This window comes from Pantoea sp. SGAir0418 (assembly GCF_043529865.1).
Genome location: NZ_CP027911.1, coordinates 3,507,656 through 3,529,878, shown reverse-complemented (window position 1 = coordinate 3,529,878; position 22,223 = coordinate 3,507,656). Strand labels below are relative to the sequence as shown.

Below are 22,223 nucleotides of genomic sequence, written 5' to 3'. Positions count from 1 at the left end.
GTTAGTCTTCGTCAAAACCGGCTTCAAACAGCTCAATGACCGCGGCCAGCGCCTGGGTTTCCTGCGGGCCGCTGGCCTCGATTTCGATATGACCGCCTTTAGCGGAGTCGAGCATCAGTAGCGCAATCACGCTGCTGGCTTCGGCTTCGGTACCGGCCTCGTTACGCAGCAGCACTTCCGCATCAAAACTCTGCACCAGCTCAAATAGCTTCATCGCCGGGCGCGCATGCATACCCAGCTTATTTCGAATCTCAACGGTTTGCTTCACGGTCATGATTTGCGTTTTTCCAGGGTGCGATGACGGGACTGCACATTTTTACCGCGCGAACGGAAATAGTCTGCCAGCTGTTCGGCAATGTAGACCGAACGGTGCTTACCGCCGGTACAGCCAATCGCCACCGTCAGATAGCTGCGGTTATTGGTTTCCAGCATCGGCAGCCACAGCTCGAGATAGCTGCGCGTCTGGTAGATAAAGTTGTGCACTTCGGTGTGACGATCGAGGAAGGCCGCCACCGGACGATCGAGCCCGGTCATCGGACGCAGCTTCGGATCCCAGTGCGGGTTAGGCAGGAACCGCACGTCAAACACGTAATCGGCGTCGATCGGGATGCCGTGCTTGAAGCCGAAGGATTCAAACACCATGGTGAGTTCACGCTCACGCTTGCCCAGCAGGCGCGTGCGCAGCATTTCTGCCAGCTCATGCACCGACATCTCTGAGGTATCGATGATCAGATCGGCACGCGAGCGCAGCGGCTCCAGCAGATCGTTTTCCTCATCAATGGCGCTTTCCAGCGACAGATTTTTGCTGGAGAGCGGATGCAGGCGGCGCGTGTCGCTGTAGCGGCGGATCAGCGTATTGCGATCGGCGTCCAGAAACAGCAGCTGTGGCGAGAACGCTTCCGGCAGATTGTTCAGTGCCTGCTCAAACACCTCCGGTGATTCCGGCATGTTGCGCACGTCAATGCTAACCGCCGCTGAGATATTGCGCTCGGTTAAGGTGTTCGCCAGCTCCGGCAGCAGCACCACCGGCAGGTTATCGACACAGTAGAAGCCCATATCCTCAAGGGCGCGCAGCGCGACTGATTTTCCTGAGCCTGACCGACCGCTAACGATCATCAGCACCATCACATTTCTCCCGTGTTAAACCGGCACGCAGGCCGGTAAAAGTGTCTGTCGCTTAAGCGTGATCTTCCTGAGCTTCTGTAATGATGGCGTAGAGCTCTTCATCGCTCTGTGCCGCGCGCAAACGGCGGCAGACGGTTTTATCCGCCAGGCGTTTCGCCACCAGCGACAGGGTGTGCAGATGGGTTTTGCACTGGTCTGCGGGCACCAGCAGGGCAAACAGCAGGTCAACCGGCTGGTTGTCGACGGCGTCAAAGGCGATAGGCTGGTCGAGGCTGATAAACACGCCAACGGCGCGCAGCGTATCCTCCTCCAGCTTGCCGTGCGGGATGGCGATGCCGTTGCCAATGCCGGTACTGCCCATGCGTTCACGGGTCAGGATGGCTTCAAAAAGCGTCTGGTGCGGCAGATTGAGCTGCTTAGCGGCCAGCTCGCTGATAATTTCCAGCGCGCGCTTTTTACTCTGGCAGTGTACGCCGCTGCGGGTGCAGTCCAGCGAAAGGACCGCGCTCAATTCCAGTGTCAGATCGTTGTTCATCATCGTTTCACTTGCGTGTTCACATAGCCGTAAGGCACGTACCGGGACACCGCGAACGGGCAGGGCAGGTGACTGCAGGCGCTTGCGCAGATGACAAAACGGGGCGGTGACCCGCCCCATTTCTCCTCTGAGTGCTGAACCCGTCAGCACTCTGCAAGCGTGAAGGTTAGTGTTTTTTCAGTTTGTCTTTGTGTTTGGTCAGCTGACGGGCCAGCTTGTCAATCAGCCCGTCGATGGCCGCGTACATGTCTTCCGCTTCCGATGTGGCGTGCAGCTCCCCGCCGTTGACGTGCAGGGTTGCTTCCGCAATCTGCGTCACCTTCTCCACTTTCAGAACAATATAAACCTGATTGATACGATCAAAATAGTGTTCCAGTTTGGCAAATTTGTTATTTACAAATTCGCGCAGTGGGTCGGTTATCTCAACATTCAGTCCGGTAAGGTTTAGCTGCATAGGTCTTCCTTCTTGTTTCGGTCAAACCAGCTGCTTGCGCTGGTTTGATGGCGGTATAGATAAAGACTCGCGATACTTAGCAACCGTACGTCGCGCCACCATGATGCCCTGTTCAGATAACATGGAGGTCAGTTTGCTGTCGCTCAAGGGTTTTGCGGGATTTTCCGCGGAGATTAATTTTTTCACCAGTGCACGGATCGCCGTCGACGAGGCTTCGCCACCGCCTTCGGTGCTGACGTGACTGGAGAAAAAATACTTCAGTTCAAAAATGCCACGCGGGCTGTGCAAATACTTTTGCGTGGTGACGCGGGAAATGGTGGATTCATGCATATCCACGGCCTGGGCGATATCCGCCAGCACCATCGGACGCATATACTCTTCACCCTGTTCAAAAAACGCCTGCTGCTGTTCGACAATACAGCGCGTCACTTTCAGCAGCGTGTCGTTGCGGCTCTCCAGGCTCTTAATCAGCCAGCGGGCTTCCTGTAAGTTGCTGCGAATAAACTGACTGTCACTGTCATTACGCGCAGAACCGCCCATCGCGGCGTAATGCTGATTAATCTTCAGGCGCGGCAGGCTGTCAGCGTTCAGCTCCACCGTCCAGCGTGTGCCAGTCTTGCGCACCAGCACATCGGGAATCACGTACTCGGGCTCGCTGGTATTGATGGACTGCCCGGGGCGCGGATCGAGCGACTGAATCAGCAGCATCGCTTCCTTCAGCACCTCTTCTTTCAGCCGCGTAACGCGCATCAGGCTGCGGAAATCGTGGTTAGCCAGCAGGTCGAGATGCTCGCTGACGATCAGCCGTGCTTCGTTCAGCATCGGCATATCGGCCGCATACTGCGACAGCTGCACCAGCAGGCAGTCACGCAGATCGCGTGCGCCGACGCCCACCGGATCGAAACGCTGTACGCGCTTCAGCACCGCTTCCACCTCTTCCAGCGTCAGCTCTTCGTCACCAATACTGTCACAAATGTCCTGTAAGCTGACGGTGAGATAACCGGTATCGTCAATGGCATCGACGATGGAGGTAGCGATGGCGCGGTCGGTGTCGGTGAACGGCGTCAGTTCTACCTGCCACATCAGATAGTCCTGCAGCGACTGCGTGGTTTCACCCTGATACACCGGCAGCTCGTCGTCCTGGTAATCGGTGCCGGTGCCGGAGGGCGTACCGGCCGTGTAGATCTCGTCCCAGGTGGCATCGAGCGGCAGCTCTTCCGGCATCTCTTTCTGTTCGAGTGCCTCACGGGTATCTAACGCCTCGTTCTCCTGAAATTCGCGGGCGTCGACTTCATCGTGCAGATCGGTTTGTTCAAGCAGCGGATTGCTTTCCAGCGCCAGTTGCAGTTCCTGCTGGAGTTCAAGCGTAGAGAGTTGCAGCAAGCGGATTGCCTGCTGCAACTGGGGGGTCATCGCCAGCTGTTGGCTGAGCCTGAGTTGCAAACCTTGCTTCATAATCCGGCTAGAATTTCCTAAGCAAATGTCGGGTATGCCGACACCTTATCAGAGTCTGAACTCTTCGCCCAAATAAACCCGCTTAACCTGCTCATCTGCAAGAATTTCATCTGGCGTGCCGTGGGCAATCAGATGGCCCTGGCTGACGATATATGCGCGCTCACACACCGCGAGCGTTTCACGCACGTTGTGGTCGGTGATCAGCACGCCGAGGCCGCTGTCACGCAGGTGTTCGATGATCTTTTTGATATCGATAACGGAGATGGGGTCAACGCCGGCAAAAGGTTCATCCAGCAGGATAAACTTTGGATTGGCGGCCAGCGCACGGGCAATCTCGACGCGGCGACGTTCACCGCCCGACAGCGCCTGGCCCATGCTGTCGCGCAGATGGCCGATGTGGAACTCGTCCATCAGCTCATTGGCGCGATCCTGACGCTGCTCTTCCGTCAGGTCGTCACGCACCTGCAGTACCGCCATCAGGTTGTCGTAGACGCTCAGACGGCGAAAGATCGACGCTTCCTGCGGCAGATAACCGATGCCGCGCCGCGCGCGCGCATGCAGCGGCAGAATACTGATATCTTCTTCATCAATGATGATGCGGCCGGCATCACGCGGCACGATGCCGACCACCATGTAGAAAGTGGTGGTTTTACCGGCCCCGTTGGGGCCCAGCAGGCCGACAATCTCGCCGGATTTCACCTGCAGGCTGACATCTTCTACTACGCGACGGCCTTTGTAGGCTTTCGCCAGGTTTTCAGCGACTAATGTGGCCATAGCGATCAGTTACTCTTTTTGGGGCTCGCAGACGAACCGTTTTTATCCTGCAGCTGCGACGGCACCAGCACGGTGGTGACGCGCTTGCTCTGGCCCTGACTGTAGGCCTGCATTTTCTGCTCTTTCACCAGATAGGTGATGCGATCGCCTTTGATGTTGCTGTCCTGCTGCTCGATAAAGGCGTTGCCGGTCAGCTCGACGAAATCATTGGCCAGCTCATAGTGCAGTTTGGCGGCGTGACCCTGCACCGGTTTGCCGTTGTCCTGCATCTGATAAAAGGTAGCCGGATTGCCGTAGGCATCAACGATGGTTTTGTTGCTGTCGCCGCCCGGACGCGTTACCACCACTTTATCGGCGGTAATTTTGATGGTGCCCTGGGTCACGATCACGTTGCCGGTAAAGGTGGCGACGTTACCCTGCAAATCGAGCGCCTGGTTCACCGAGTCGATGTTAACCGGCTTGTCCGAATCGCCCGTTAACGCCAGCGCCGGCAGGCTGGTTGCCAGCAGCGCACTCACCAGCAGCAACTTAAGGCTATTTTTGTTCATTTTGAATTTCATAGGAGGTTTTGACCTTTTCAAGCAGCTCGGCATTCTTTGTCCGTAGGTTGCCGCGCATCTTCATGCCAGTGGAGTTAAAACTGCGGCCAAATAGGGTGACCTGATCGTCAGACGTCACATCCTGGCTGACCAGATTAACCTGAGCATTATCCGTGATGATGCGCTCAAGCTGGGAATCCTGCGTCAATGTGTGTACTTCAACGTGGCCATAAAGATACAGCATACGATCTTTCGTCAGCTTTGCCTTGTCAGCACGAACCGACCACGTGGGCACTTTGTTTTCGTCGTAAGTGGTCATCACCGGATTATCGAACCAGCTCACTTCTTCGGCCGAAAAGTAGGTCACTTTATCCGAGACCAGCTTATAGGCCAGCGCACCCGTCGGGTTATACACCACGGTGCTGGAGTTGGCGCTGGTGTAGGTCGGCGCCTGATCGTTGGTCGCCACCGGCGTGGCGCTGTCGTCCTGGTTGGTAAGATTCCAGCCGATCAGCACCAGGGCGATCAGCGCCAGAATCAGCGTTATCCAACGCCTGCTTTTACTCATACTGATTGCCCTTTGGCATCCTCAAATTTGTTCTGCGCCAGCAAAATCAGGTCGCATAGCTCACGTACTGCACCGCGACCGCCAGCAATGCGCGTCACGTAATGCGCGCGCGGCAGTAACACCGGATGCGCATCGGCGACGGCCACGCTCAGACCCGCCTGTGCCATTACCGGCCAGTCGATCAGGTCGTCACCAATATACGCGACCTGGTCTGCCGATAGTGACAGTTTATCCAGGAGTTCGCGCCAGGCCAAAAGCTTATCCGACTGTCCCTGGTAAAGATGCGTAATGCCGAGCGTTTTACAGCGATCTTCCAGCAGTTTAGCGCGACGGCCGGTAATAATAGCCACTTCGATGTCCGAGGTCAGCAGGCAGCGCACGCCGTAACCGTCGCGCACGTTAAAGGCCTTTAGCTCTTCACCGCTGTTGCCCATGTAAATCAGGCCGTCGGACATCACGCCGTCGACATCGCAAATCAGCAGGCGGATGTTGGCCGCCCGCGCCATCACGTCGGCGCTCACCGGGCCGTAGCAGGTGTCGACCATCGTGGTTTCAGCACTCATTGTTGTTTCCCGTTCAGACCACGCCAGCGCGCAGCATGTCATGCATATGTACCACACCGAGCAGGCGATCGTCATCGGCCACCAGCAGCGCAGTGATGTTTTTGTTTTGCATCAGATTAAGCGCGTCCACCGCCAGCAGGTTAGGGCGCACGCGAATCCCGCCGCGCGTCATCACATCCTGGATGCGGGCCGACTGGAAATCGATGCCCATATCGAAGATGCGGCGCAGGTCACCGTCCGTGAAAATCCCTTCGATTTTCATCAGGTCGTCGACAATCACCGTCAGGCCGAGGTTTTTGCGCGTGATTTCCAGCAGCGCGTCGCGCAGTGAGGCGTCACGGGTGACGTGGGGAATTTCATCGCCGCTGTGCATAATGTCGCTGACGTGCAGCAGCAGTTTGCGCCCCAGCGCGCCGCCCGGGTGCGACAGCGCGAAATCTTCCTGCGTGAAGCCGCGCGCTTCCAGCAGCGCCACCGCCAGCGCATCGCCCATCACCAGCGTGGCGGTGGTGCTGGAGGTCGGTGCCAGCCCGAGCGGACAGGCTTCCTGCGGTACTTTCACGCATAAATGCACATCGGCAGCCCGGCCCATGGCGCTCTCCGGACGGCTGGTCAGGCAAATCAGCTGCACTTTCTGCCGTTTGAGCACCGGGATCAGCGCGAGGATTTCGCCTGACTCGCCGCTGTTCGAGATGGCGATCACCACATCGTTGGTGCTGACCATGCCGAGATCGCCGTGGCTGGCTTCACCCGGGTGGACGAAGAACGCCGGCGTGCCGGTGCTGGCGAAGGTGGCGGCCATCTTCTTGCCGATATGGCCGGATTTGCCCATGCCCATCACCACCACTTTGCCACGGCAGGCAAAGATCATTTCGCAGGCGCGGCTGAAGTCGGCGTTAATATACTGATCGAGCTGTTCCAGCCCTTCGCGTTCAATGCGCAGTACCGCTTTACCTGCCTGCTGGAAGTCGAAATCCGGTTGCTGATGTGACATGGTCAGTCATCCTTAATAGCTTGCGATAAGCGTGGGGCTGAGCCACAGCCACAGCACCCACACGATAAATCCACCTAACAGCAGCGTGCCCGCTATGCGGCCGATGCGGCGCTTGCGCAGCAGGCACAGCAGGGCGAACAGCACGCTGACGCCCAGCATAATCCAGTAATCCCGCGCAAAGGCGTGCGTATCGATCGCGCCGGGATGCACCAGCGCCGGCAGGCCCAGCACAATCGCCAGATTGAAGATATTGGCGCCAATCAGGTTGCCGATGGCGATATCGTCTTCGCCTTTCAGCGCGCCGGCCAGCACCGTGGCCAGTTCCGGCAGGCTGGTACCGACAGCAATCAGCGTCAGTCCCATCACCAGTTCGCTAACGCCGAAGTAATCCGCAAACACCGTGGCGTTGTCGATCACCATGCGCGTCGACATCGGCAGAATAATCAGCGCCACCGCCAGCCAGAGAAACGCCACCGTGTTGCCGCTTTCGTCGCGCGGCAGCTCCGCCAGTTGTTCACGCGTCAGGGTGTCATTATTATCGCGCTCGGCCCGCCGGGCGATGCGGATCGCCACCAGCAGATAACCCAGCGCCAGCAGCAGCAGTGCCACGCCATCCAGCCGGCTGAGCTGGTTATCAAACAGCATGATGCCGCTGAGCAGTGAGACCAGCAGCAGCAGAGGGAGTTCGCGGCGAATCAGATTGGAGTGTACGGTTAAAGGGTGCAGCAGCGCAGCGCCACCCAGAATCAGCAGAATATTGGTGATGTTCGAGCCCAGCGCGGTACCCACGGCTAAATCCATCTGACCATGCTGTGCGGCAGAGAACGAGACGATCAGTTCCGGCAGTGAAGTGCCAATGCTCACCACCGTCATGCCAATGATCAACGGGGGAATGCCAAGGGATCGACACAGGATCGCGGCGCTGAACACCAGGCGGTCAGCTCCGTAAGCCAGTAAAATCAATCCGATAAACAGCAGGGCAGTGGCTACGAACATGAAAAATCCTTGATGGATAACGGTGCCGGCAAACCTTGTCCGACAGGTAAAAGCAGTGCGCGTGCGGAATCAGGCGCTGATTTTGACTGTCTGAGAGGCAAAAGTAAATTTTAAGGCCGTTTTCGCCACACCGGACGGGTAAGTTTCTGTAAAACTATCGTGCATTGTGGTTTACCAGGCTACCATCCACCACGTTAATTACGCCCGATCCGTTTAAAGAGGTAATGATGATCCAGCAGCAAACGAATCTGGTTGAGGTTCGTGGCGTCAGTTTTACGCGCGGCAATCGCACCATCTTCGACGACATTTCGCTGACCGTTCCGGCGGGCAAAGTCACGGCGATTATGGGCCCTTCCGGCATCGGTAAAACCACCCTGCTGCGCCTGATTGGCGGGCAGCTGCAGCCGGACAAAGGTGAGATCTGGTTTCGTGACCAGAACATTCCGACGCTGTCGCGCCGTAAGCTGTATGACGTGCGTAAAAAAATGAGCATGCTGTTCCAGTCCGGTGCGCTGTTCACCGACCTTAACGTCTATGAAAACGTTGCCTGGCCGCTGCGCGAACACACCCGGCTGCCAGCGGAATTGCTGCACAGCACGGTAATGATGAAGCTGGAAGCCGTCGGACTGCGCGGTGCAGCGCAGCTGATGCCAGCCGAACTCTCCGGCGGCATGGCGCGCCGGGCGGCGCTGGCGCGTGCAATTGCGCTGGAGCCGGAGCTGATCATGTTCGACGAACCCTTTGTCGGCCAGGATCCCATTACCATGGGCGTGCTGGTCAAGCTGATTGATGAGCTTAACCATTCGCTGGGCGTCACCTGCATTGTGGTTTCACACGATGTGCCGGAGGTCTTGAGCATTGCCGACCATGCCTATATTGTTGCCGGGCAAAAGATTATTGCTCAGGGTAGTGCGCCGCAGCTGAGGGAGAATCCCGATCCGCGCGTGCGCCAGTTTATTGAGGGTCATGCGGATGGTCCGGTGCCGTTCCGCTTCGCTGCCGGGGATTACCTCAGCGATCTGACCCGCACAGGGAGAAGCTAAACTGATGTGGCTACAGGCACTGGCGTCATTTGGGCGTCAGGGAATTAACACCTGTGCGGCCTTTGGCCGGGCGGGCTTAATGCTCTTCCATGCGCTGGTGGGTAAACCGGCGTTTCGTAAGCATGCGCCGCTGCTGGTGAAGCAGCTGTACAGCGTGGGCGTGCTGTCATTGCTGATCATTGTGGTCTCCGGCCTGTTCATTGGCATGGTGCTGGGGCTGCAGGGCTATCTGGTACTCACCACTTACAGCGCGGAAACCAGCCTGGGCATGCTGGTGGCGCTGTCGCTGCTGCGCGAACTGGGGCCGGTAGTCACCGCGCTGCTGTTTGCCGGGCGCGCCGGTTCGGCGCTCACTGCGGAAATTGGCCTGATGAAAGCCACTGAGCAGCTCTCCAGCATGGAGATGATGGCGGTTGATCCGCTGCGCCGCGTGGTCTCGCCGCGCTTCTGGGCCGGCTTTATCAGTATGCCGCTGCTGGCGCTGATCTTTACCGCGGTGGGCATTGCCGGTGGCGCGCTGGTCGGGGTGGCCTGGAAAGGCATCGACCCGGGCTTTTTCTGGTCGGCGATGCAGAACGCGGTGGATTTTCGTACCGATGTGATCAACTGCCTGATCAAGAGCGCGGTGTTTGCCATCACGGTGACCTGGATCGCGCTGTTCAATGGGTATGACGCCATCCCGACTTCGGAAGGGATCAGTCGCGCGACGACGCGTACCGTAGTCCATGCTTCGCTAGCGGTGCTTGGACTGGATTTTGTGCTGACGGCACTGATGTTTGGGAATTAATGCAATGCAAAGCAAAAAAAACGAAATCTGGGTTGGCGTGTTTATGCTGGCTGCGCTGCTGGCGCTACTGTTCCTCAGCCTGCGCGTCGCCGATCTTAAATCGCTGGGCACCGAGCCAACGTGGAAGCTATACGCCACCTTCGATAATATCGGCGGCCTGAAAGTCAGCTCGCCGGTGAAAATTGGCGGCGTGGTGATTGGCCGCGTCACCGACATTTCACTGGATGACAAAACGCTGTCGCCGCGCGTCACCATGGACATCAGCGAACAGTATGCCAATAAAATTCCTGACACCAGCTCGCTGGCGATTCGCACCCAGGGTCTGCTGGGTGAGCAATTCCTCGCGCTCAACTTAGGTTTTGACGATCCGGAGCTTGGCTCGGCGATGCTGAAAGATGGCGGCACGCTGCGGGATACCAAATCGGCGCTGGTGCTGGAAGACCTGATCGGCCAGTTCCTCTACAAGAGCGGCGACAACAAGGACAATGAGAAATCGTCGGGCGCCGCCAGCGCGAGTGCCCCGGCAGCACCTGCTACAACGGAATAACCCAGAGAGGTACAACACGATGTTAAAACGTTTCCTGATGGTGGCCCTGCTGGCCATCGCGCCGCTGGCGGCAAACGCAGCGGATGCCAACCAGAGCAATCCGTACAAAATGATGAACGAAGCGGCGGAGAAGACCTTTACCCGCCTGAAGAACGAACAGCCGAAGATTAAGCAGGATCCGAATTACCTGCGCGAAATCGTGCGCCAGGAGCTGCTGCCGTACGTGCAGATTAAATACGCGGGGGCGCTGGTACTGGGCCGTTACTACCGCGAAGCCACACCGGCGCAGCGCGACGCCTACTTTGCCGCGTTCGGGGATTACCTGGCGCAGGCTTATGGTCAGGCGCTGGCGTTGTACCACGGCCAGACTTACCAGATTCAGCCTGAGCAGCCGATTGGCGATGCCAATATCGTGGCGATTCGCGTCACCATCATCGATCCCAACGGTCGTCCGCCGGTGCGCCTTGATTTCCAGTGGCGCAAGAACAGCCAGACCGGCAACTGGCAGGCTTATGACATGATTGCCGAAGGCATCAGCATGATCACCACCAAACAGAATGAGTGGAGCGATCTGCTGCGCACCAAAGGCATCGACGGCCTGACTGCGCAGCTGAAAACCTATGCCGCGCAGCCTATCACCCTGGACAAGCAGCAATAATGAGCGAACCGTTACGCTGGCAGCGCACTGCCAGCACGCTGGCCCTGAGCGGCAAACTGGACCGCGATACGCTGCTGGCGCTGTGGCAGGCGCGTGACAGCGCCATGGCCGGTATCACCACGATTGACGTGGCGGCGCTCGATCGGGTTGATTCTGCCGGGCTGGCGCTGCTGGTGCATCTGCGCGAAATCGCGCGGGCGCAGGGCACAACGCCGCTTTTCAGTGGTATCACCGATAAGCTCGACTCGTTAATCAAGCTGTACAACCTGCAGCAGATTATTGTTTCTGCGGAACAAATCGCCTGATTAACGGCGCTGCTGACAAAGCCCCTGATTTTTTCAGGGGCTTTTGCGTATTTAAGAGTCAGGCGCTTTCCTCTAAGATATCCGCCTTATTATTATCAAGTGAAGCAATGAGCGATGGAAAATAGTGAAGTTCAGGCCGTGCTAATGCAGGCGCTGCCGTTAGAAGAAGTACATGTTCTCAGCAACGATGGCAGCCATTTCCAGGTCATTGCCGTGGGCGAAATGTTTGGCGAGCTGAGCCGCGTAAAGAAACAGCAGGCTGTGTACGCGCCGCTGATGGAATACATTGCGGATAACCGTATTCATGCGGTGTCCATCAAGACTTATACCCCAGCCGAGTGGGCGCGCGACCGTAAACTCAACGGTTTCTAAGCGCCACTCTGGCTGTTTTGTTGATAGATAATTGAGAGCCGTGTTAATGGACAAATTTCGTGTGCAAGGCCCCACCCGTTTAAGCGGTGAAGTGACCATTTCCGGGGCGAAGAATGCTGCGCTGCCGATTCTGTTTGCTGCGCTGCTGGCTGAAGAGCCGGTAGAGATTCAGAACGTGCCGAAGCTGCGTGACATCGATACCACCATGAAGCTGCTGAGCCTGCTCGGTGCGCGCGTGGAACGCAATGGTTCGGTCCACGTTGATGCGCGCGAAGTTAATGTCTTCAGTGCGCCGTACGATCTGGTGAAAACCATGCGCGCCTCCATCTGGGCGCTGGGGCCGCTGGTGGCGCGTTTTGGCCAGGGCCAGGTTTCTCTGCCGGGCGGCTGTGCGATTGGTGCGCGTCCGGTCGATCTGCACATTACCGGCCTGGAGCAGCTGGGTGCCGAGATCAAACTGGAAGAGGGCTATGTTAAAGCCTCTGTGGATGGCCGCCTGAAGGGCGCGCACATTGTGATGGATAAGGTCAGCGTGGGCGCGACCGTGACCATCATGAGCGCCGCAACGCTGGCGACGGGCACCACCATCATTGAAAACGCGGCGCGTGAGCCGGAGATTGTCGACACGGCAAACTTCCTTAACACGCTGGGCGCGAAAATCAGCGGCGCCGGCACCGACAAGATCACCATTGAGGGCGTTGAGCGCCTCGGCGGCGGTGTCTATCGTGTGCTGCCGGACCGTATCGAAACCGGCACCTTTCTCGTGGCCGGCGCTATCTCGCGCGGCAAAGTGGTGTGCCGCAATGCGCAGCCAGACACGCTGGACGCCGTGCTGGCGAAACTGCGTGACGCGGGTGCGGAGATTGAAGTCGGCGAAGACTGGGTGAGCCTGGATATGCACGGCAAGCGTCCGAAAGCGGTTAACATCCGTACCGCACCGCACCCGGGTTTCCCGACCGACATGCAGGCGCAGTTTACGTTGCTCAACCTGGTGGCTGAAGGCACCGGCGTCATTACCGAGACCATCTTCGAAAACCGCTTCATGCACATCCCGGAGCTGATTCGTATGGGTGCGCACGCCGAAATCGAAAGCAACACCGCTATCTGTCACGGTGTTGAAACCTTGTCCGGCGCGCAGGTGATGGCGACCGATCTGCGTGCGTCAGCCAGTCTGGTACTGGCAGGCTGCATTGCAGAAGGTGCGACGCTGGTGGATCGTATCTACCACATCGATCGTGGCTACGAGCACATTGAAGACAAGCTGAAAGCGTTAGGCGCCAACATCGAGCGCGTCAGCGGCGAGTAATCCTTTGTCCTGATTGCCAGGCATGAAAACCAGTCACGACAGCGTGGCTGGTTTTTTTTTGCTTTACCCGCGTGAGACGATCTTTTTCAGATCCTGGGGCGATCGAATGCGCTTTTTACGATCCAGCAGACGCTGTGTGACCGGATCAAAATAGCGGCTGGGCCAGATCTCGGAAGGATGGACCTTTAGCGCCGTGGCGATCAGCCATTCACCTTTAGGCCAGGGGCGTGACAGCGCGTTGGCCAGCGTCGATGAACTGAGGCCAGATTGACGTGACAGGGCGGCCAGTGACGTACCGCGCTTGCGCAGGGCCGCAATGATATCTGCTGGATGCCAGTCTTCTCTCCTTGCATGCATAACTCTCTTCTCCGTGTCCGTGTTAGTGCTCCATCTCTGCAGCGCTGTGGCTCTCCTGCGCAGAGATAACTGGAAAAATCCGGATTTTTATAGCAAATAATTTCCATATGTTTCCAGTAATTGTTTTGCCTGTGCACGAAACTGCGCAGTTTTTCGCAAAAATGCTGCAAGGGAATGTAATCAGACCGGCAGAGCAGGGGGGAGAAATAAAAACGGGGCCGGACGGCCCCGTAGCAGGTCAGAAATCGCGCTGCACCGACATGTGTGCCAGCGCTTCCAGCGCGCTGCGCCACGGCGTTTCTGGCAGTGCCTGTAGCGCGGCGATGGCTTTATCCGCCTCTTCTTCGGCGCGTTTGCGCGTCCATTCCAGCGAACCGGTTTGCTGCATTGCCGCCAGCACCGGCTCCAGCAGATGACGGCCATTACCCTCTTCGATCGCCTTGCGGATCATCTGCGCCTGCTCGGGCGTGCCGTTGTGCATGGCGTGCAGCAGCGGCAGCGTCGGCTTACCTTCGCTCAGATCGTCACCGGTATTTTTGCCCAGCGTCTCGCCGTCGGCGCTGTAATCCAGCAGATCGTCGATCAGCTGAAACGCCGTACCGAGATAGCGGCCATAATCCTGCAGCGCTTTCTCCTGCGCTGGCGTGGCCTCCGCGAGGATCGCCGAAGCCTGCGAAGCGGCTTCAAACAGGCGGGCGGTTTTGCTGTAGATCACCCGCATGTAGCTCTCTTCGGTGATATCCGGATCGTTGCAGTTCATCAGCTGCAGCACTTCCCCTTCGGCGATCACGTTCACCGCTTCGGACATCAGTGCGAGGATCTTCAGCGATCCCATGCTGGTCATCATCTGAAAGGCGCGGGTATAGATAAAATCCCCGACCAGCACGCTCGCCGCATTGCCGAACGCGGCGTTAGCGGTGGCTTTGCCACGGCGCATATCGGATTCATCCACCACATCATCGTGCAGCAGCGTCGCCGTGTGGATAAATTCGATCAGCGCCGCATTGGTCACATGCAGCGATCCCTGATAATTCAGCGCGCGTGCTGACAGCACCGCGATCATCGGACGGATGCGTTTGCCTCCCCCGCTGATGATGTAATAGCCCAACTGGTTAATCAGTGAGACATCTGAATTCAGCTGGTCGAGGATGGTCTGGTTGACGGCCGCCATGTCCTGCGCGGTTAATTCGTTAATCTGTTCTAAGTTCATTCGTCTGTTCAGCTTTGACTCGTTTTCTGCATGGTAAGCGCTTTTACCCAGCGTGAGTTCAGGTAATCTGTTACTGATTGTACTTGAAAAATCGGGTTGAGAAACGTTTGCATTCGTCCTGCGCTTTTTTTCTGCAAGAGAGTGCAAAGTGCACTTGTCTTCTGCTGGAGTTTTGCGTAGAATTCGCGCCCTATTGTGAATATTTATCGCGCCGCCTGATGAACAGAAAGGCATGCGCAGAAGCGGAGTTTTATATGTACGCGGTTTTCCAAAGTGGTGGTAAACAACACCGAGTAAGCGAAGGTCAGACCGTTCGCCTGGAAAAGCTGGACATCGCAACCGGTGAAACCATCGAGTTCGACCAGGTTCTGATGATTGCAAATGGCGAAGACGTGAAAATCGGCGCGCCACTGGTTTCAGGCGGTGTGATCAAGGCAGAAGTTGTTGCTCACGGTCGTGGCGAGAAAATTAAAATCGTTAAGTTTCGTCGTCGTAAACACTACCGTAAGCAAGCTGGTCACCGTCAGTGGTTCACTGATGTGAAAATCACTGTGATCAGCGCGTAAGAGGAGATCTGACAAATGGCACATAAAAAGGCTGGTGGCTCGACTCGTAACGGTCGCGACTCCAATGCAAAACGTCTGGGTGTTAAGCGTTTCGGTGGTGAATCTGTTCTGGCAGGTAGCATCATCGTTCGTCAGCGTGGTACCAAATTCCACGCCGGTAACAACGTAGGTTGTGGTCGTGACCACACTCTGTTTGCTACCGCAGACGGCAAAGTTAAATTCGAAGTTAAAGGTCCTAACAACCGTAAATACATCAGCATCGTTGCTGAGTAAGGTTGTTGTGCCGCAGACGATTAACGTCTGAACACACGAATGGAAGGCCCCGCAGCTTTGCGGGGCTTTTTACATTCTGCCGCAGGTTACGGCAATCACGCTGACCTTGCGCCTCAGTTTGCTGTACACTTTATGTACACATGGCTTTGCCAATCCTGTATTATCCGCCGCCGGTCAGCGCAGAAGACCCTGGCGGACCCGTTTGTCGCCCGCAGCGTGGCGCAAACGACAGTGTGACGGAGATAAAAAATGAAGTTTGTTGATGAAGCGACGATCCTGGTGGTCGCGGGTGATGGTGGCAACGGTTGCGTCAGCTTCCGCCGCGAGAAGTACATTCCCAAAGGGGGACCGGACGGCGGTGACGGCGGTGACGGCGGTGATGTTTACCTGCTGGCGGATGAAAACCTCAACACCCTGATCGATTATCGTTTCGAAAAATCTTTCCGCGCCGAACGCGGCCAGAATGGCCAGAGCCGTGACTGTACCGGTAAACGCGGTAAAGACATCATTGTTAAAGTGCCGGTCGGTACGCGCGTGATCGATCAGGGCACGGGCGAAACGCTGGGCGACATGACGCGCCATGAGCAGAAGCTGATGGTGGCGAAGGGTGGCTGGCACGGTCTGGGCAACACCCGCTTCAAATCGTCCGTGAACCGTACGCCGCGTCAGAAAACCATGGGCACGCCAGGTGAGAAGCGCGACCTGCAGCTGGAACTGATGCTGCTGGCAGACGTGGGGATGCTGGGTCTGCCTAACGCTGGTAAATCGACCTTTATCCGCGCGGTATCAGCGGCGAAGCCAAAAGTGGCGGATTATCCGTTCACTACCTTAGTGCCAAGCCTCGGCGTGGTACGTATGGACAGCGAAAAGAGCTTCGTGGTCGCCGACATTCCCGGCCTGATTGAAGGCGCAGCGGAAGGCGCGGGTCTCGGAATTCGCTTCCTCAAGCATCTGGAGCGCTGCCGTGTGCTGCTGCACCTCATCGACATCGCGCCAATCGACGAATCCGATCCGGTAGAGAACGCCCGCATCATTCTCGGCGAGCTGGAGAAATACAGCGACAATCTGTACCAGAAACCGCGCTGGCTGGTATTCAATAAAACCGACCTGCTGAGCCGTGAAGAGGCGGAAAGCCGCGCTAAAGCGATTGCCGAAGCGCTGGGCTGGGATGAGAAATACTATCTGATCTCCGCTGCCAGCCGTGATGGTGTCAATGAGCTGTGCTGGGATGTGATGAGCTTTATCATCGCGAATCCAAAAGAAGCGGAAGAAGAAGCGAAGCAGCCAGAGAAAGTGGCCTTCATGTGGGATGATTACCACCGTGAAGCGCTGGAAAATGCTCAGGAAGTGGAAGAAGACGAAGACTGGGATGACGACTGGGATGAAGACGACGACGAAGGCGTCGAGATCATTTATCAGCGTTGATGTCAGCGAAAAAAGCGGCCAGATGGCCGCTTTTTTTATTGCTGTTTAGCGCCGAGCACCAGCCCGCACCATCATCCCTCTCCCCGCAGGAGAGCACCAGCCCGCACCATCATTCCCTCTCCCCGTGGGAGAGAGCACCAGCCCGCACCATCATCCCTCTCCCTGTGGGAGAGAGCACCAGCCCGCACAAACATTCCCTCTCCCCGTGGGAGAGAGCACCAGCCCGCACCATCATCCCTCTCCCTGTGGGAGAGAGCACCAGCCCGCACAAACATTCCCTCTCCCCGCAGGAGAAAGCACCAGCCCGCACAAACATTCCCTCTCCCCGCAGGAGAAAGCACCAGGCCGCACCATCATTCCCTCTCCCCGTGGGAGAGGGCAGGGTGAGGGCATCAGGCCGCAGAGGAGCCAAACCTACCCCAGCACCGCCACCGTCAGCCGCGAACTGCAACACAGCTGATCGCGACCATTGCGTATCTCAATCTGCCAGCTCTGATTGCGCGCGCCAAGATGCAGCGGACGACAAACACCGCGCACCTCGCCGCTGCTCACCGCCCGATGATGGCTGGCGCTCACCTCAATGCCCACCACGCTTTTACCTTCTTCCACGCTCAGGTAACCGGCAATGGAGCCCATCGACTCCGCCAGCACCACCGACGCGCCGCCGTGCAGCAGACCAAACGGCTGCTGCGTGCGGCTGTCTACCGGCATGGTGGCCTCCAGATAATCGTCACCGATCGCGGTAAACACGATGCCCAGATGCGCCACCAGCGAGTTATCGCCCAGCTGATTCAGCGTGGCGAGATCCACCGTACGTTTCCAGATTGCCATGCCTCAGGCTCCCAGCGTTGCGCCACCGTCCACGACAATATCCTGCAGCACCACGTGGCTGGCAAGATCCGAGGCCAAAAACAGGATGTTGTTCACGATCTCCTGCGGCTGGGCGATCTTACGCAGCGGGATCCCCAGTTTGTACTGATCCGGGAAACCGTTGATCATCTCCTGCTCGGCTTCCGGCGTATGCCACAGGCTGCGCTGCATATCGGTATCGGTTGATCCCGGTGAGACAATATTGCAGCGCACGCCATACGGTGCCATCTCAAGGCCAACCGTCTGGCACAGGCTGCGCAGTGCTGCTTTGGACGCGCCATAGGCTGACATGCCAAGGCGCGGGGCGTGCGCGGCGTTAGAGGCGATGGTGACAATCGCGCCAGCGCGCTGCTGGCGGAAGACCGGCAGCGTCTGCTGGAACAGGTTAAACGCGCCGCCGGCGTTCACGGCGAGGCACGCCTGCCAGTCGGCGAAAGACAGCGCATCGGTGCTGCCGATGCGCAGAATGCCTGCGCCGTTCACCAGGATATCCAGCCGCGGCTGGCTGGCCAGCAGTGACTGACAGCAATCGCGCACCGCAGCACTGTCGGCGACGTCCAGCTGGCAGGTGGCAAACGGATAGTCATCCTGGCCAAAGTGCAAATCAAAACCGGTCACCTGCGCACCGGCCTGATGGAACGCCAGCGCGGTGTGGTAGCCGATGCCTTTACCGGCACCGGTCACCCAGACAATTTTTCCGCTGAAATCAAAACAGGCACTCATTATGCTGGCACCCGTGACAGCAGCGCCCACCAGCCATCAATGCTGGGGTTTTTCGCCAGGCTGATGAAGTCGATATCGCTGTGCACCTGACGCCAGCGCGCCGCCAGCGCCATCACGCGCACCGAATCCAGCCCATAATCGATCAGGTTTTCATCATCTTCCGGCACGTCATCATCTTCCAGCAGCGGCAGAATCAGCGCGCGTAGCGCGTCCTTGCTCTGTGGCAGCGGCATCAGGTCGGCGGTCATCACCACCTTGCCACTGCGGCCTGCGGTGTAGGTCAGCGCCATCATATGCTCGTCGCGCGAGAAGTCGGCCAGCGCATCGGCCACCATGAACGGCTGGATGTTACGCATGAAGGCGTCGGTGGCGGTGGTCAGGCAGCCGATGTGGGCATACACGCCAGTAATGATCAGCTGATCGCGGCCCATTTCCTGCAGGATAGACTCCAGCGGCGAGCGCACGAACGCGCTGTAACGCCATTTAGTCAGCACCTGATCGTCCTGATCCGGTGCCAGCGCGTCGACGATCTTCTGCTGATCCGGATGTTTGTTCAGCCCCGGTCCCCACATATCATTCAGCAGCGCGCGATCCTCATCGCTTTGCTGGTTGGGCTGGGCGGTATAGAACACCGGAATGCCCTGCGCTTTACAGTAAGCGCGCAGGCGGGAAATGTTCTCCACCACCTGATTCACCAGCGGGCTGTCTTCGCCCCAGAAGTTGAGGAAATAGGCCTGCATATCGTGAATCAGCAGCGCCGCGCGCTGCGGCTCCAGCGCCCATTGTACTTTGTTAGCCGGCAGCTCAGTGGCGGCGGGCAGCGCATAAGACGTCAGTTTTGGAATAGCCATTACAATCTCCGGAAAAAATCAGGCTTGCGTCTACTCAGCAAGCTGTTGGCGTAAACGTTTTTTATCCACTTTGCCTACCGGGGTCAGCGGCAGGGCGTCGACGCAGGTAATGCGGTCGGGAAGTTTGAATTCGGCAATGCCCAGCTCGCGCAGATGGCGGCGCAGCGCGACCGGTTTCACCGGCTGGCGCGCCACAATGAAGGCACAGCTCTTTTCACCCATCAGCTCGTCATGCATGGACACCAGCGCGGCGTGGATCACATCCGGATGGCGCAGCAGCAGGTTTTCGATCTCTTCTGCGGCGATCTTCTCGCCACCGCGGTTGATCTGATCCTTTTCGCGTCCCTGTACGGTGATGTAACCCTGAGCGTTGATCTCAATCAGATCGCCTGAGCAGTAAAAACCGTTGGCGTCGAAGCTGGCGGCATTGTGCTCCGGGCTGTTGTAGTAGCCCCGGAAGGTGTAAGGGCCGCGCGTCATCAGGCGACCCACCTGGCCTGGCGGCAGCGGATTGCCGTTCTCGTCGGCCACCCACACTTCGTCATCTTCCGAAATCGGACGCCCCTGGGTAGTCAGAATGGTTTGCTCGTCATCGCCGAAGCGCGTGTAGTTAACCAGCCCTTCCGCCATGCCAAACACCTGCTGCAGCTGGCAGCCGATTTCACGCTGAATGCGTGCGGCCAGCGTTTCTCCCAGTTTGGCTCCGCCCACCTGAATGCGCTGCAGCGAGGCCAGCGCTGTGTTGCTGCCCCACTCCTGAATTGCCTGCAACCACAGGCTGACCGCCGGCGGCACCAGTCCGGTATCGGTCACCTGGTGCTGCTCAATCAGCGGGAAACAGAGCGTGGCGCTGGGATCCGCGGCGAGAATCACCTGGCCACCGGCATAGAACACCCCGAGCGAACCGGGGGAACTCATGGCGAAGTTATGCGGCGCGGGCAGGGCGATCAGATAGCGCGTGTCGGCGTTGATGTGACAAATCTCGTCGCTGGCGCGGATGCTGTAGTAGTAGTCGTTGTGGGTGCGCGGAATCAGCTTCGGCGTGCCGGTGCTGCCGCCGGAGAGCTGGAAAAACGCCACTTCATCGGCGGCCGTCGGTGTCGCGATAAAATCGCCAGCCGCTTCATCCTGCAGCGACGCCAGCGTATTTTCCGCCTGCGCGTCGTTACGCAGGATCACCTGCTGCAGCGTGGGCTGCGCCTCGCACAGCGTGGCGATGAAGTCGTCGCTGGCAAACAGCGCGTGCTGGCGATCGGCGATCAGCAGTTTCGGTGCAATCTGCTGCGCATAGGCCAGCAGTTCAGTGCGCTGATGGCTGAACAGCGCGTACACCGGGACCACGCCCAGCTTAAACAGGGCAAACAGCGTAACGTAAAAATCGGCCACGTTGCCGAGCTGCACCAGCGCCGTGTCACCGCGCTGTAAACCGCGCCGCTGCAGCGCCGCCGCCAGATTATCACTGCGCTGCGCCAGCTGGCGGTAGCTGAGCTGTAAAGGGCCATCGATCACGGCGATAGCGTCGTTTTCGCGATGGCGGTCGATGATGTCGGTCAGCGGCACGTCGATCCAGTAGCCTTTTTCGCGGTAGCGCGCGGCCAGATGTGCCGGCCAGCGGCTGAAGGGAATGCTCATGCTTGTTCCTTTATTGCAGTCCAAAAGCGCGCAACATGGTGTCCAGCTTCACACCCGTTTCACGCCATTCTGATTCCGGTTGCGAGTCGGCGACGATGCCAGCGCCGGCAAACAGCCGCACGCGCGTGCCGTTTACCGTTCCGCAGCGAATGGTCACCACCCATTCGCCGTTGCCTTCGCTGTCGCACCAGCCGACGATGCCGCCAAACAGCTGGCGATCAAAGGGTTCGAGCTGCTGAATCAGCTGCTGCGCGCGGGCGTGCGGGAAGCCGCTCAGGGCAGGGGTTGGGTGCAGCAGCGCAGCCAGCGACAGCGCGTTTTCGCGCTCATCCTGCACTTCGCCATCGATTTGCGTCGCCAGATGCCACAGCGTGGCGGTGGTGATCAGCGACGGCACGGTAGGCACTGACAGCAGGCGGCTACGCGGCTGCAGCGTGCTGCGCATCGCGTCGGTCACCAGCTGATGTTCGTGGCGATCTTTGGCTGACGCCATCAGGGTGTTACCTGCCGCGCGATCGGCGCTGACGTCGTCATGATGGCGGCGTGCCGAGCCGGCCAGCGGGCAGGAGGAGAAATCGCGCCCCTGTTTACGCAGCATCAGTTCCGGGCTGGCGCCCACCAGCGCACCGCCTTCCGCCAGCGGCAGATGGAAATGGTAGCTATTGGGATTTTGCGCGATCACGCGCTGCATCAGCGCGGCGGTATCCACCGGCTGCTCCGTGACGATATCCATCAGGCGCGACAGCACCACTTTGTCCGGATCGCCGCGCTGGATGGTGGCAACGGCGTCGGCCACCATGCGGGTAAATACCGCGTGATCCGGCACTGCCGTCCGCCGCCGCACTGCCGGCAGATCGCTCTGCTGCACCGGCAGCGCCTGTTGCAGGTCGGCGCGATTAAAGCTCTGCCAGGATTCGGGTATGAACAGCGACGCTGGCTGGCTGACGTCAAACGGAATCGCGCCCACCAGCAGCGGATTGGCAATCCCCTGCTTTTTCGCCGCGGCAAAGTGCTGGCGCAGCTGCTGTTGAAAGTCGCCCTGCAGCAGCGCGGCATCGCCCACCGGCGTGTTGATCGTGGTATAGCAGCCCTGGGTGGCCAGGCTGCGCCATGGCGAGGTGAAAAGGAAACCGCGGCACAGCGCGGAAAAATCCTTCAGCCAGGCATTTTCAAACGTGGAGCTTTCCACCATAATTTTCACCTATAAATGATAAGATTATTAAGAATGATTATCATTTTTATTATGGCTCTGTAACCTACGTCGAAAGGGGCAAAGAGTCAATCCATTCGCGGGA

28 protein-coding genes are annotated in these 22,223 nt (G+C 58.2%); 10 read left to right on the top strand and 18 right to left on the bottom strand.

What is annotated here, in order from left to right; translation table 11 throughout:
• Position 1 precedes the first annotated feature (1 nt).
• From npr to C1N84_RS16505, 11 genes are all read right to left on the bottom strand, one after another.
• The gene (gene npr, locus C1N84_RS16555) at positions 2 to 274 is read right to left on the bottom strand and encodes a PTS phosphocarrier protein NPr (RefSeq protein ID WP_058759594.1); all 273 of its coding nucleotides are present in this window, start codon (positions 272 to 274) and stop codon (positions 2 to 4) included.
• Positions 271 to 1,125: an RNase adapter RapZ gene (gene rapZ / locus C1N84_RS16550; protein ID WP_021507744.1), complete on the bottom strand. Its 855-nt coding sequence runs from the start codon at positions 1,123 to 1,125 to the stop codon at positions 271 to 273. The genes npr and rapZ overlap by 4 nt, the downstream gene beginning before the upstream one ends.
• A gap of 52 nt (positions 1,126 to 1,177) precedes the next feature.
• On the bottom strand, positions 1,178 to 1,660 hold the full coding sequence (gene ptsN / locus C1N84_RS16545) for a PTS IIA-like nitrogen regulatory protein PtsN (protein ID WP_031279741.1): 483 nt from the start codon (positions 1,658 to 1,660) through the stop codon (positions 1,178 to 1,180).
• Between the two features lie 166 nt (positions 1,661 to 1,826).
• On the bottom strand, positions 1,827 to 2,114 hold the full coding sequence (gene hpf, locus C1N84_RS16540; RefSeq protein WP_010618250.1) for a ribosome hibernation promoting factor: 288 nt from the start codon (positions 2,112 to 2,114) through the stop codon (positions 1,827 to 1,829).
• 21 nt (positions 2,115 to 2,135) lie between these two features.
• Positions 2,136 to 3,569, bottom strand: a complete 1,434-nt coding sequence (gene rpoN / locus C1N84_RS16535; RefSeq protein WP_031279740.1) for an RNA polymerase factor sigma-54 — start codon at positions 3,567 to 3,569, stop codon at positions 2,136 to 2,138.
• Between the two features lie 48 nt (positions 3,570 to 3,617).
• Entirely contained in the window at positions 3,618 to 4,343 is a 726-nt protein-coding gene (gene lptB / locus C1N84_RS16530) for an LPS export ABC transporter ATP-binding protein (RefSeq protein ID WP_010618248.1), read from the bottom strand.
• A gap of 5 nt (positions 4,344 to 4,348) precedes the next feature.
• Positions 4,349 to 4,903 (bottom strand): lipopolysaccharide ABC transporter substrate-binding protein LptA, encoded by a 555-nt coding sequence (gene lptA / locus C1N84_RS16525; RefSeq protein ID WP_031279739.1) that lies wholly within the window; start codon positions 4,901 to 4,903, stop codon positions 4,349 to 4,351.
• Complete coding sequence (gene lptC / locus C1N84_RS16520; protein WP_021507740.1) at positions 4,878 to 5,450, bottom strand: LPS export ABC transporter periplasmic protein LptC; 573 nt, start codon at positions 5,448 to 5,450, stop codon at positions 4,878 to 4,880. The genes lptA and lptC overlap by 26 nt, the downstream gene beginning before the upstream one ends.
• A complete protein-coding gene (gene kdsC, locus C1N84_RS16515) occupies positions 5,447 to 6,013 on the bottom strand; it encodes a 3-deoxy-manno-octulosonate-8-phosphatase KdsC (protein ID WP_021507739.1) in 567 nt (188 codons plus the stop codon). The genes lptC and kdsC overlap by 4 nt, the downstream gene beginning before the upstream one ends.
• A gap of 13 nt (positions 6,014 to 6,026) precedes the next feature.
• The gene (kdsD, locus tag C1N84_RS16510) at positions 6,027 to 7,007 is read right to left on the bottom strand and encodes an arabinose-5-phosphate isomerase KdsD (protein WP_021507738.1); all 981 of its coding nucleotides are present in this window, start codon (positions 7,005 to 7,007) and stop codon (positions 6,027 to 6,029) included.
• A gap of 12 nt (positions 7,008 to 7,019) precedes the next feature.
• Positions 7,020 to 8,003: a calcium/sodium antiporter gene (locus tag C1N84_RS16505; protein ID WP_264441695.1), complete on the bottom strand. Its 984-nt coding sequence runs from the start codon at positions 8,001 to 8,003 to the stop codon at positions 7,020 to 7,022.
• A gap of 227 nt (positions 8,004 to 8,230) precedes the next feature.
• On the opposite strand from C1N84_RS16505, the gene mlaF reads away from it, so the two are divergent.
• The 7 genes from mlaF to murA all read left to right on the top strand — a co-directional run bounded on the left by mlaF (position 8,231) and on the right by murA (position 13,021).
• On the top strand, positions 8,231 to 9,046 hold the full coding sequence (gene mlaF / locus C1N84_RS16500) for a phospholipid ABC transporter ATP-binding protein MlaF (protein ID WP_021507736.1): 816 nt from the start codon (positions 8,231 to 8,233) through the stop codon (positions 9,044 to 9,046).
• Between the two features lie 4 nt (positions 9,047 to 9,050).
• Entirely contained in the window at positions 9,051 to 9,833 is a 783-nt protein-coding gene (gene mlaE / locus C1N84_RS16495) for a lipid asymmetry maintenance ABC transporter permease subunit MlaE (RefSeq protein WP_021507735.1), read from the top strand.
• Positions 9,834 to 9,837: 4 nt separating this feature from the next.
• Positions 9,838 to 10,380, top strand: a complete 543-nt coding sequence (gene mlaD / locus C1N84_RS16490) for an outer membrane lipid asymmetry maintenance protein MlaD (RefSeq protein ID WP_021507734.1) — start codon at positions 9,838 to 9,840, stop codon at positions 10,378 to 10,380.
• Between the two features lie 19 nt (positions 10,381 to 10,399).
• Positions 10,400 to 11,038, top strand: coding sequence for a phospholipid-binding protein MlaC (gene mlaC / locus C1N84_RS16485; RefSeq protein ID WP_021507733.1), 639 nt, complete (start codon positions 10,400 to 10,402; stop codon positions 11,036 to 11,038).
• Positions 11,038 to 11,343: a lipid asymmetry maintenance protein MlaB gene (gene mlaB / locus C1N84_RS16480; protein WP_021507732.1), complete on the top strand. Its 306-nt coding sequence runs from the start codon at positions 11,038 to 11,040 to the stop codon at positions 11,341 to 11,343. The genes mlaC and mlaB overlap by 1 nt, the downstream gene beginning before the upstream one ends.
• A gap of 114 nt (positions 11,344 to 11,457) precedes the next feature.
• Positions 11,458 to 11,715, top strand: coding sequence for a BolA family iron metabolism protein IbaG (gene ibaG, locus C1N84_RS16475; RefSeq protein ID WP_007886637.1), 258 nt, complete (start codon positions 11,458 to 11,460; stop codon positions 11,713 to 11,715).
• Between the two features lie 46 nt (positions 11,716 to 11,761).
• The gene (murA, locus tag C1N84_RS16470; RefSeq protein WP_021507731.1) at positions 11,762 to 13,021 is read left to right on the top strand and encodes a UDP-N-acetylglucosamine 1-carboxyvinyltransferase; all 1,260 of its coding nucleotides are present in this window, start codon (positions 11,762 to 11,764) and stop codon (positions 13,019 to 13,021) included.
• 63 nt (positions 13,022 to 13,084) lie between these two features.
• On the opposite strand, the gene C1N84_RS16465 is transcribed toward murA, so the two are convergent.
• Positions 13,085 to 13,378 (bottom strand): helix-turn-helix domain-containing protein, encoded by a 294-nt coding sequence (locus C1N84_RS16465; protein ID WP_021507730.1) that lies wholly within the window; start codon positions 13,376 to 13,378, stop codon positions 13,085 to 13,087.
• A gap of 238 nt (positions 13,379 to 13,616) precedes the next feature.
• Positions 13,617 to 14,588: an octaprenyl diphosphate synthase gene (gene ispB / locus C1N84_RS16460; protein ID WP_021507729.1), complete on the bottom strand. Its 972-nt coding sequence runs from the start codon at positions 14,586 to 14,588 to the stop codon at positions 13,617 to 13,619.
• A gap of 254 nt (positions 14,589 to 14,842) precedes the next feature.
• Between ispB and rplU the strand changes: the two genes are divergently transcribed.
• The 3 genes from rplU (at position 14,843) to cgtA (ending at position 16,852) form a co-directional block, all read left to right on the top strand.
• Positions 14,843 to 15,154: a 50S ribosomal protein L21 gene (rplU, locus tag C1N84_RS16455; RefSeq protein ID WP_021507728.1), complete on the top strand. Its 312-nt coding sequence runs from the start codon at positions 14,843 to 14,845 to the stop codon at positions 15,152 to 15,154.
• Between the two features lie 15 nt (positions 15,155 to 15,169).
• Positions 15,170 to 15,427: a 50S ribosomal protein L27 gene (rpmA, locus tag C1N84_RS16450; protein WP_006121751.1), complete on the top strand. Its 258-nt coding sequence runs from the start codon at positions 15,170 to 15,172 to the stop codon at positions 15,425 to 15,427.
• A gap of 249 nt (positions 15,428 to 15,676) precedes the next feature.
• Positions 15,677 to 16,852, top strand: a complete 1,176-nt coding sequence (gene cgtA / locus C1N84_RS16445; protein ID WP_264441693.1) for an Obg family GTPase CgtA — start codon at positions 15,677 to 15,679, stop codon at positions 16,850 to 16,852.
• A 414-nt stretch (positions 16,853 to 17,266) separates the two neighbouring features.
• Here cgtA and C1N84_RS16440 read toward each other — a convergent pair whose 3' ends face one another.
• The 5 genes from C1N84_RS16440 to C1N84_RS16420 are packed head-to-tail and all read right to left on the bottom strand — an operon-like array spanning position 17,267 to position 22,120.
• On the bottom strand, positions 17,267 to 17,683 hold the full coding sequence (locus C1N84_RS16440) for a hotdog fold thioesterase (protein WP_021507726.1): 417 nt from the start codon (positions 17,681 to 17,683) through the stop codon (positions 17,267 to 17,269).
• A gap of 3 nt (positions 17,684 to 17,686) precedes the next feature.
• Positions 17,687 to 18,445: a 2,3-dihydro-2,3-dihydroxybenzoate dehydrogenase gene (dhbA, locus tag C1N84_RS16435; RefSeq protein ID WP_058759589.1), complete on the bottom strand. Its 759-nt coding sequence runs from the start codon at positions 18,443 to 18,445 to the stop codon at positions 17,687 to 17,689.
• Complete coding sequence (locus C1N84_RS16430) at positions 18,445 to 19,296, bottom strand: isochorismatase family protein (RefSeq protein ID WP_264441692.1); 852 nt, start codon at positions 19,294 to 19,296, stop codon at positions 18,445 to 18,447. The genes dhbA and C1N84_RS16430 overlap by 1 nt, the downstream gene beginning before the upstream one ends.
• Before the next feature lie 30 nt (positions 19,297 to 19,326).
• Positions 19,327 to 20,928: a (2,3-dihydroxybenzoyl)adenylate synthase gene (locus C1N84_RS16425; RefSeq protein ID WP_264441691.1), complete on the bottom strand. Its 1,602-nt coding sequence runs from the start codon at positions 20,926 to 20,928 to the stop codon at positions 19,327 to 19,329.
• A gap of 10 nt (positions 20,929 to 20,938) precedes the next feature.
• Complete coding sequence (locus C1N84_RS16420; protein ID WP_211726559.1) at positions 20,939 to 22,120, bottom strand: isochorismate synthase; 1,182 nt, start codon at positions 22,118 to 22,120, stop codon at positions 20,939 to 20,941.
• Positions 22,121 to 22,223 lie beyond the last annotated feature (103 nt).

Excerpts from the sequence above, each read along its gene's own strand:
- kdsD (WP_021507738.1), bottom strand. The coding sequence starts at position 7,007 with ATGTCACATCAGCAACCGGATTTCGACTTCCAGCAGGCAGGTAAAGCG.
- lptC (WP_021507740.1), bottom strand. The coding sequence starts at position 5,450 with ATGAGTAAAAGCAGGCGTTGGATAACGCTGATTCTGGCGCTGATCGCC.
- dhbA (WP_058759589.1), bottom strand. The coding sequence starts at position 18,445 with ATGAGTGCCTGTTTTGATTTCAGCGGAAAAATTGTCTGGGTGACCGGT.
- mlaB (WP_021507732.1), top strand. The coding sequence starts at position 11,038 with ATGAGCGAACCGTTACGCTGGCAGCGCACTGCCAGCACGCTGGCCCTG.
- C1N84_RS16430 (WP_264441692.1), bottom strand. The coding sequence starts at position 19,296 with ATGGCTATTCCAAAACTGACGTCTTATGCGCTGCCCGCCGCCACTGAG.
- C1N84_RS16465 (WP_021507730.1), bottom strand. The coding sequence starts at position 13,378 with ATGCATGCAAGGAGAGAAGACTGGCATCCAGCAGATATCATTGCGGCC.
- ptsN (WP_031279741.1), bottom strand. The coding sequence starts at position 1,660 with ATGAACAACGATCTGACACTGGAATTGAGCGCGGTCCTTTCGCTGGAC.
- cgtA (WP_264441693.1), top strand. The coding sequence starts at position 15,677 with ATGAAGTTTGTTGATGAAGCGACGATCCTGGTGGTCGCGGGTGATGGT.
- mlaD (WP_021507734.1), top strand. The coding sequence starts at position 9,838 with ATGCAAAGCAAAAAAAACGAAATCTGGGTTGGCGTGTTTATGCTGGCT.
- lptA (WP_031279739.1), bottom strand. The coding sequence starts at position 4,903 with ATGAAATTCAAAATGAACAAAAATAGCCTTAAGTTGCTGCTGGTGAGT.
- npr (WP_058759594.1), bottom strand. The coding sequence starts at position 274 with ATGACCGTGAAGCAAACCGTTGAGATTCGAAATAAGCTGGGTATGCAT.
- lptB (WP_010618248.1), bottom strand. The coding sequence starts at position 4,343 with ATGGCCACATTAGTCGCTGAAAACCTGGCGAAAGCCTACAAAGGCCGT.
- mlaE (WP_021507735.1), top strand. The coding sequence starts at position 9,051 with ATGTGGCTACAGGCACTGGCGTCATTTGGGCGTCAGGGAATTAACACC.
- C1N84_RS16440 (WP_021507726.1), bottom strand. The coding sequence starts at position 17,683 with ATGGCAATCTGGAAACGTACGGTGGATCTCGCCACGCTGAATCAGCTG.
- rpoN (WP_031279740.1), bottom strand. The coding sequence starts at position 3,569 with ATGAAGCAAGGTTTGCAACTCAGGCTCAGCCAACAGCTGGCGATGACC.
- C1N84_RS16505 (WP_264441695.1), bottom strand. The coding sequence starts at position 8,003 with ATGTTCGTAGCCACTGCCCTGCTGTTTATCGGATTGATTTTACTGGCT.
- ibaG (WP_007886637.1), top strand. The coding sequence starts at position 11,458 with ATGGAAAATAGTGAAGTTCAGGCCGTGCTAATGCAGGCGCTGCCGTTA.
- rplU (WP_021507728.1), top strand. The coding sequence starts at position 14,843 with ATGTACGCGGTTTTCCAAAGTGGTGGTAAACAACACCGAGTAAGCGAA.
- rpmA (WP_006121751.1), top strand. The coding sequence starts at position 15,170 with ATGGCACATAAAAAGGCTGGTGGCTCGACTCGTAACGGTCGCGACTCC.
- rapZ (WP_021507744.1), bottom strand. The coding sequence starts at position 1,125 with ATGGTGCTGATGATCGTTAGCGGTCGGTCAGGCTCAGGAAAATCAGTC.
- mlaF (WP_021507736.1), top strand. The coding sequence starts at position 8,231 with ATGATCCAGCAGCAAACGAATCTGGTTGAGGTTCGTGGCGTCAGTTTT.
- kdsC (WP_021507739.1), bottom strand. The coding sequence starts at position 6,013 with ATGAGTGCTGAAACCACGATGGTCGACACCTGCTACGGCCCGGTGAGC.
- C1N84_RS16420 (WP_211726559.1), bottom strand. The coding sequence starts at position 22,120 with ATGGTGGAAAGCTCCACGTTTGAAAATGCCTGGCTGAAGGATTTTTCC.
- mlaC (WP_021507733.1), top strand. The coding sequence starts at position 10,400 with ATGTTAAAACGTTTCCTGATGGTGGCCCTGCTGGCCATCGCGCCGCTG.
- ispB (WP_021507729.1), bottom strand. The coding sequence starts at position 14,588 with ATGAACTTAGAACAGATTAACGAATTAACCGCGCAGGACATGGCGGCC.
- C1N84_RS16425 (WP_264441691.1), bottom strand. The coding sequence starts at position 20,928 with ATGAGCATTCCCTTCAGCCGCTGGCCGGCACATCTGGCCGCGCGCTAC.
- murA (WP_021507731.1), top strand. The coding sequence starts at position 11,762 with ATGGACAAATTTCGTGTGCAAGGCCCCACCCGTTTAAGCGGTGAAGTG.
- hpf (WP_010618250.1), bottom strand. The coding sequence starts at position 2,114 with ATGCAGCTAAACCTTACCGGACTGAATGTTGAGATAACCGACCCACTG.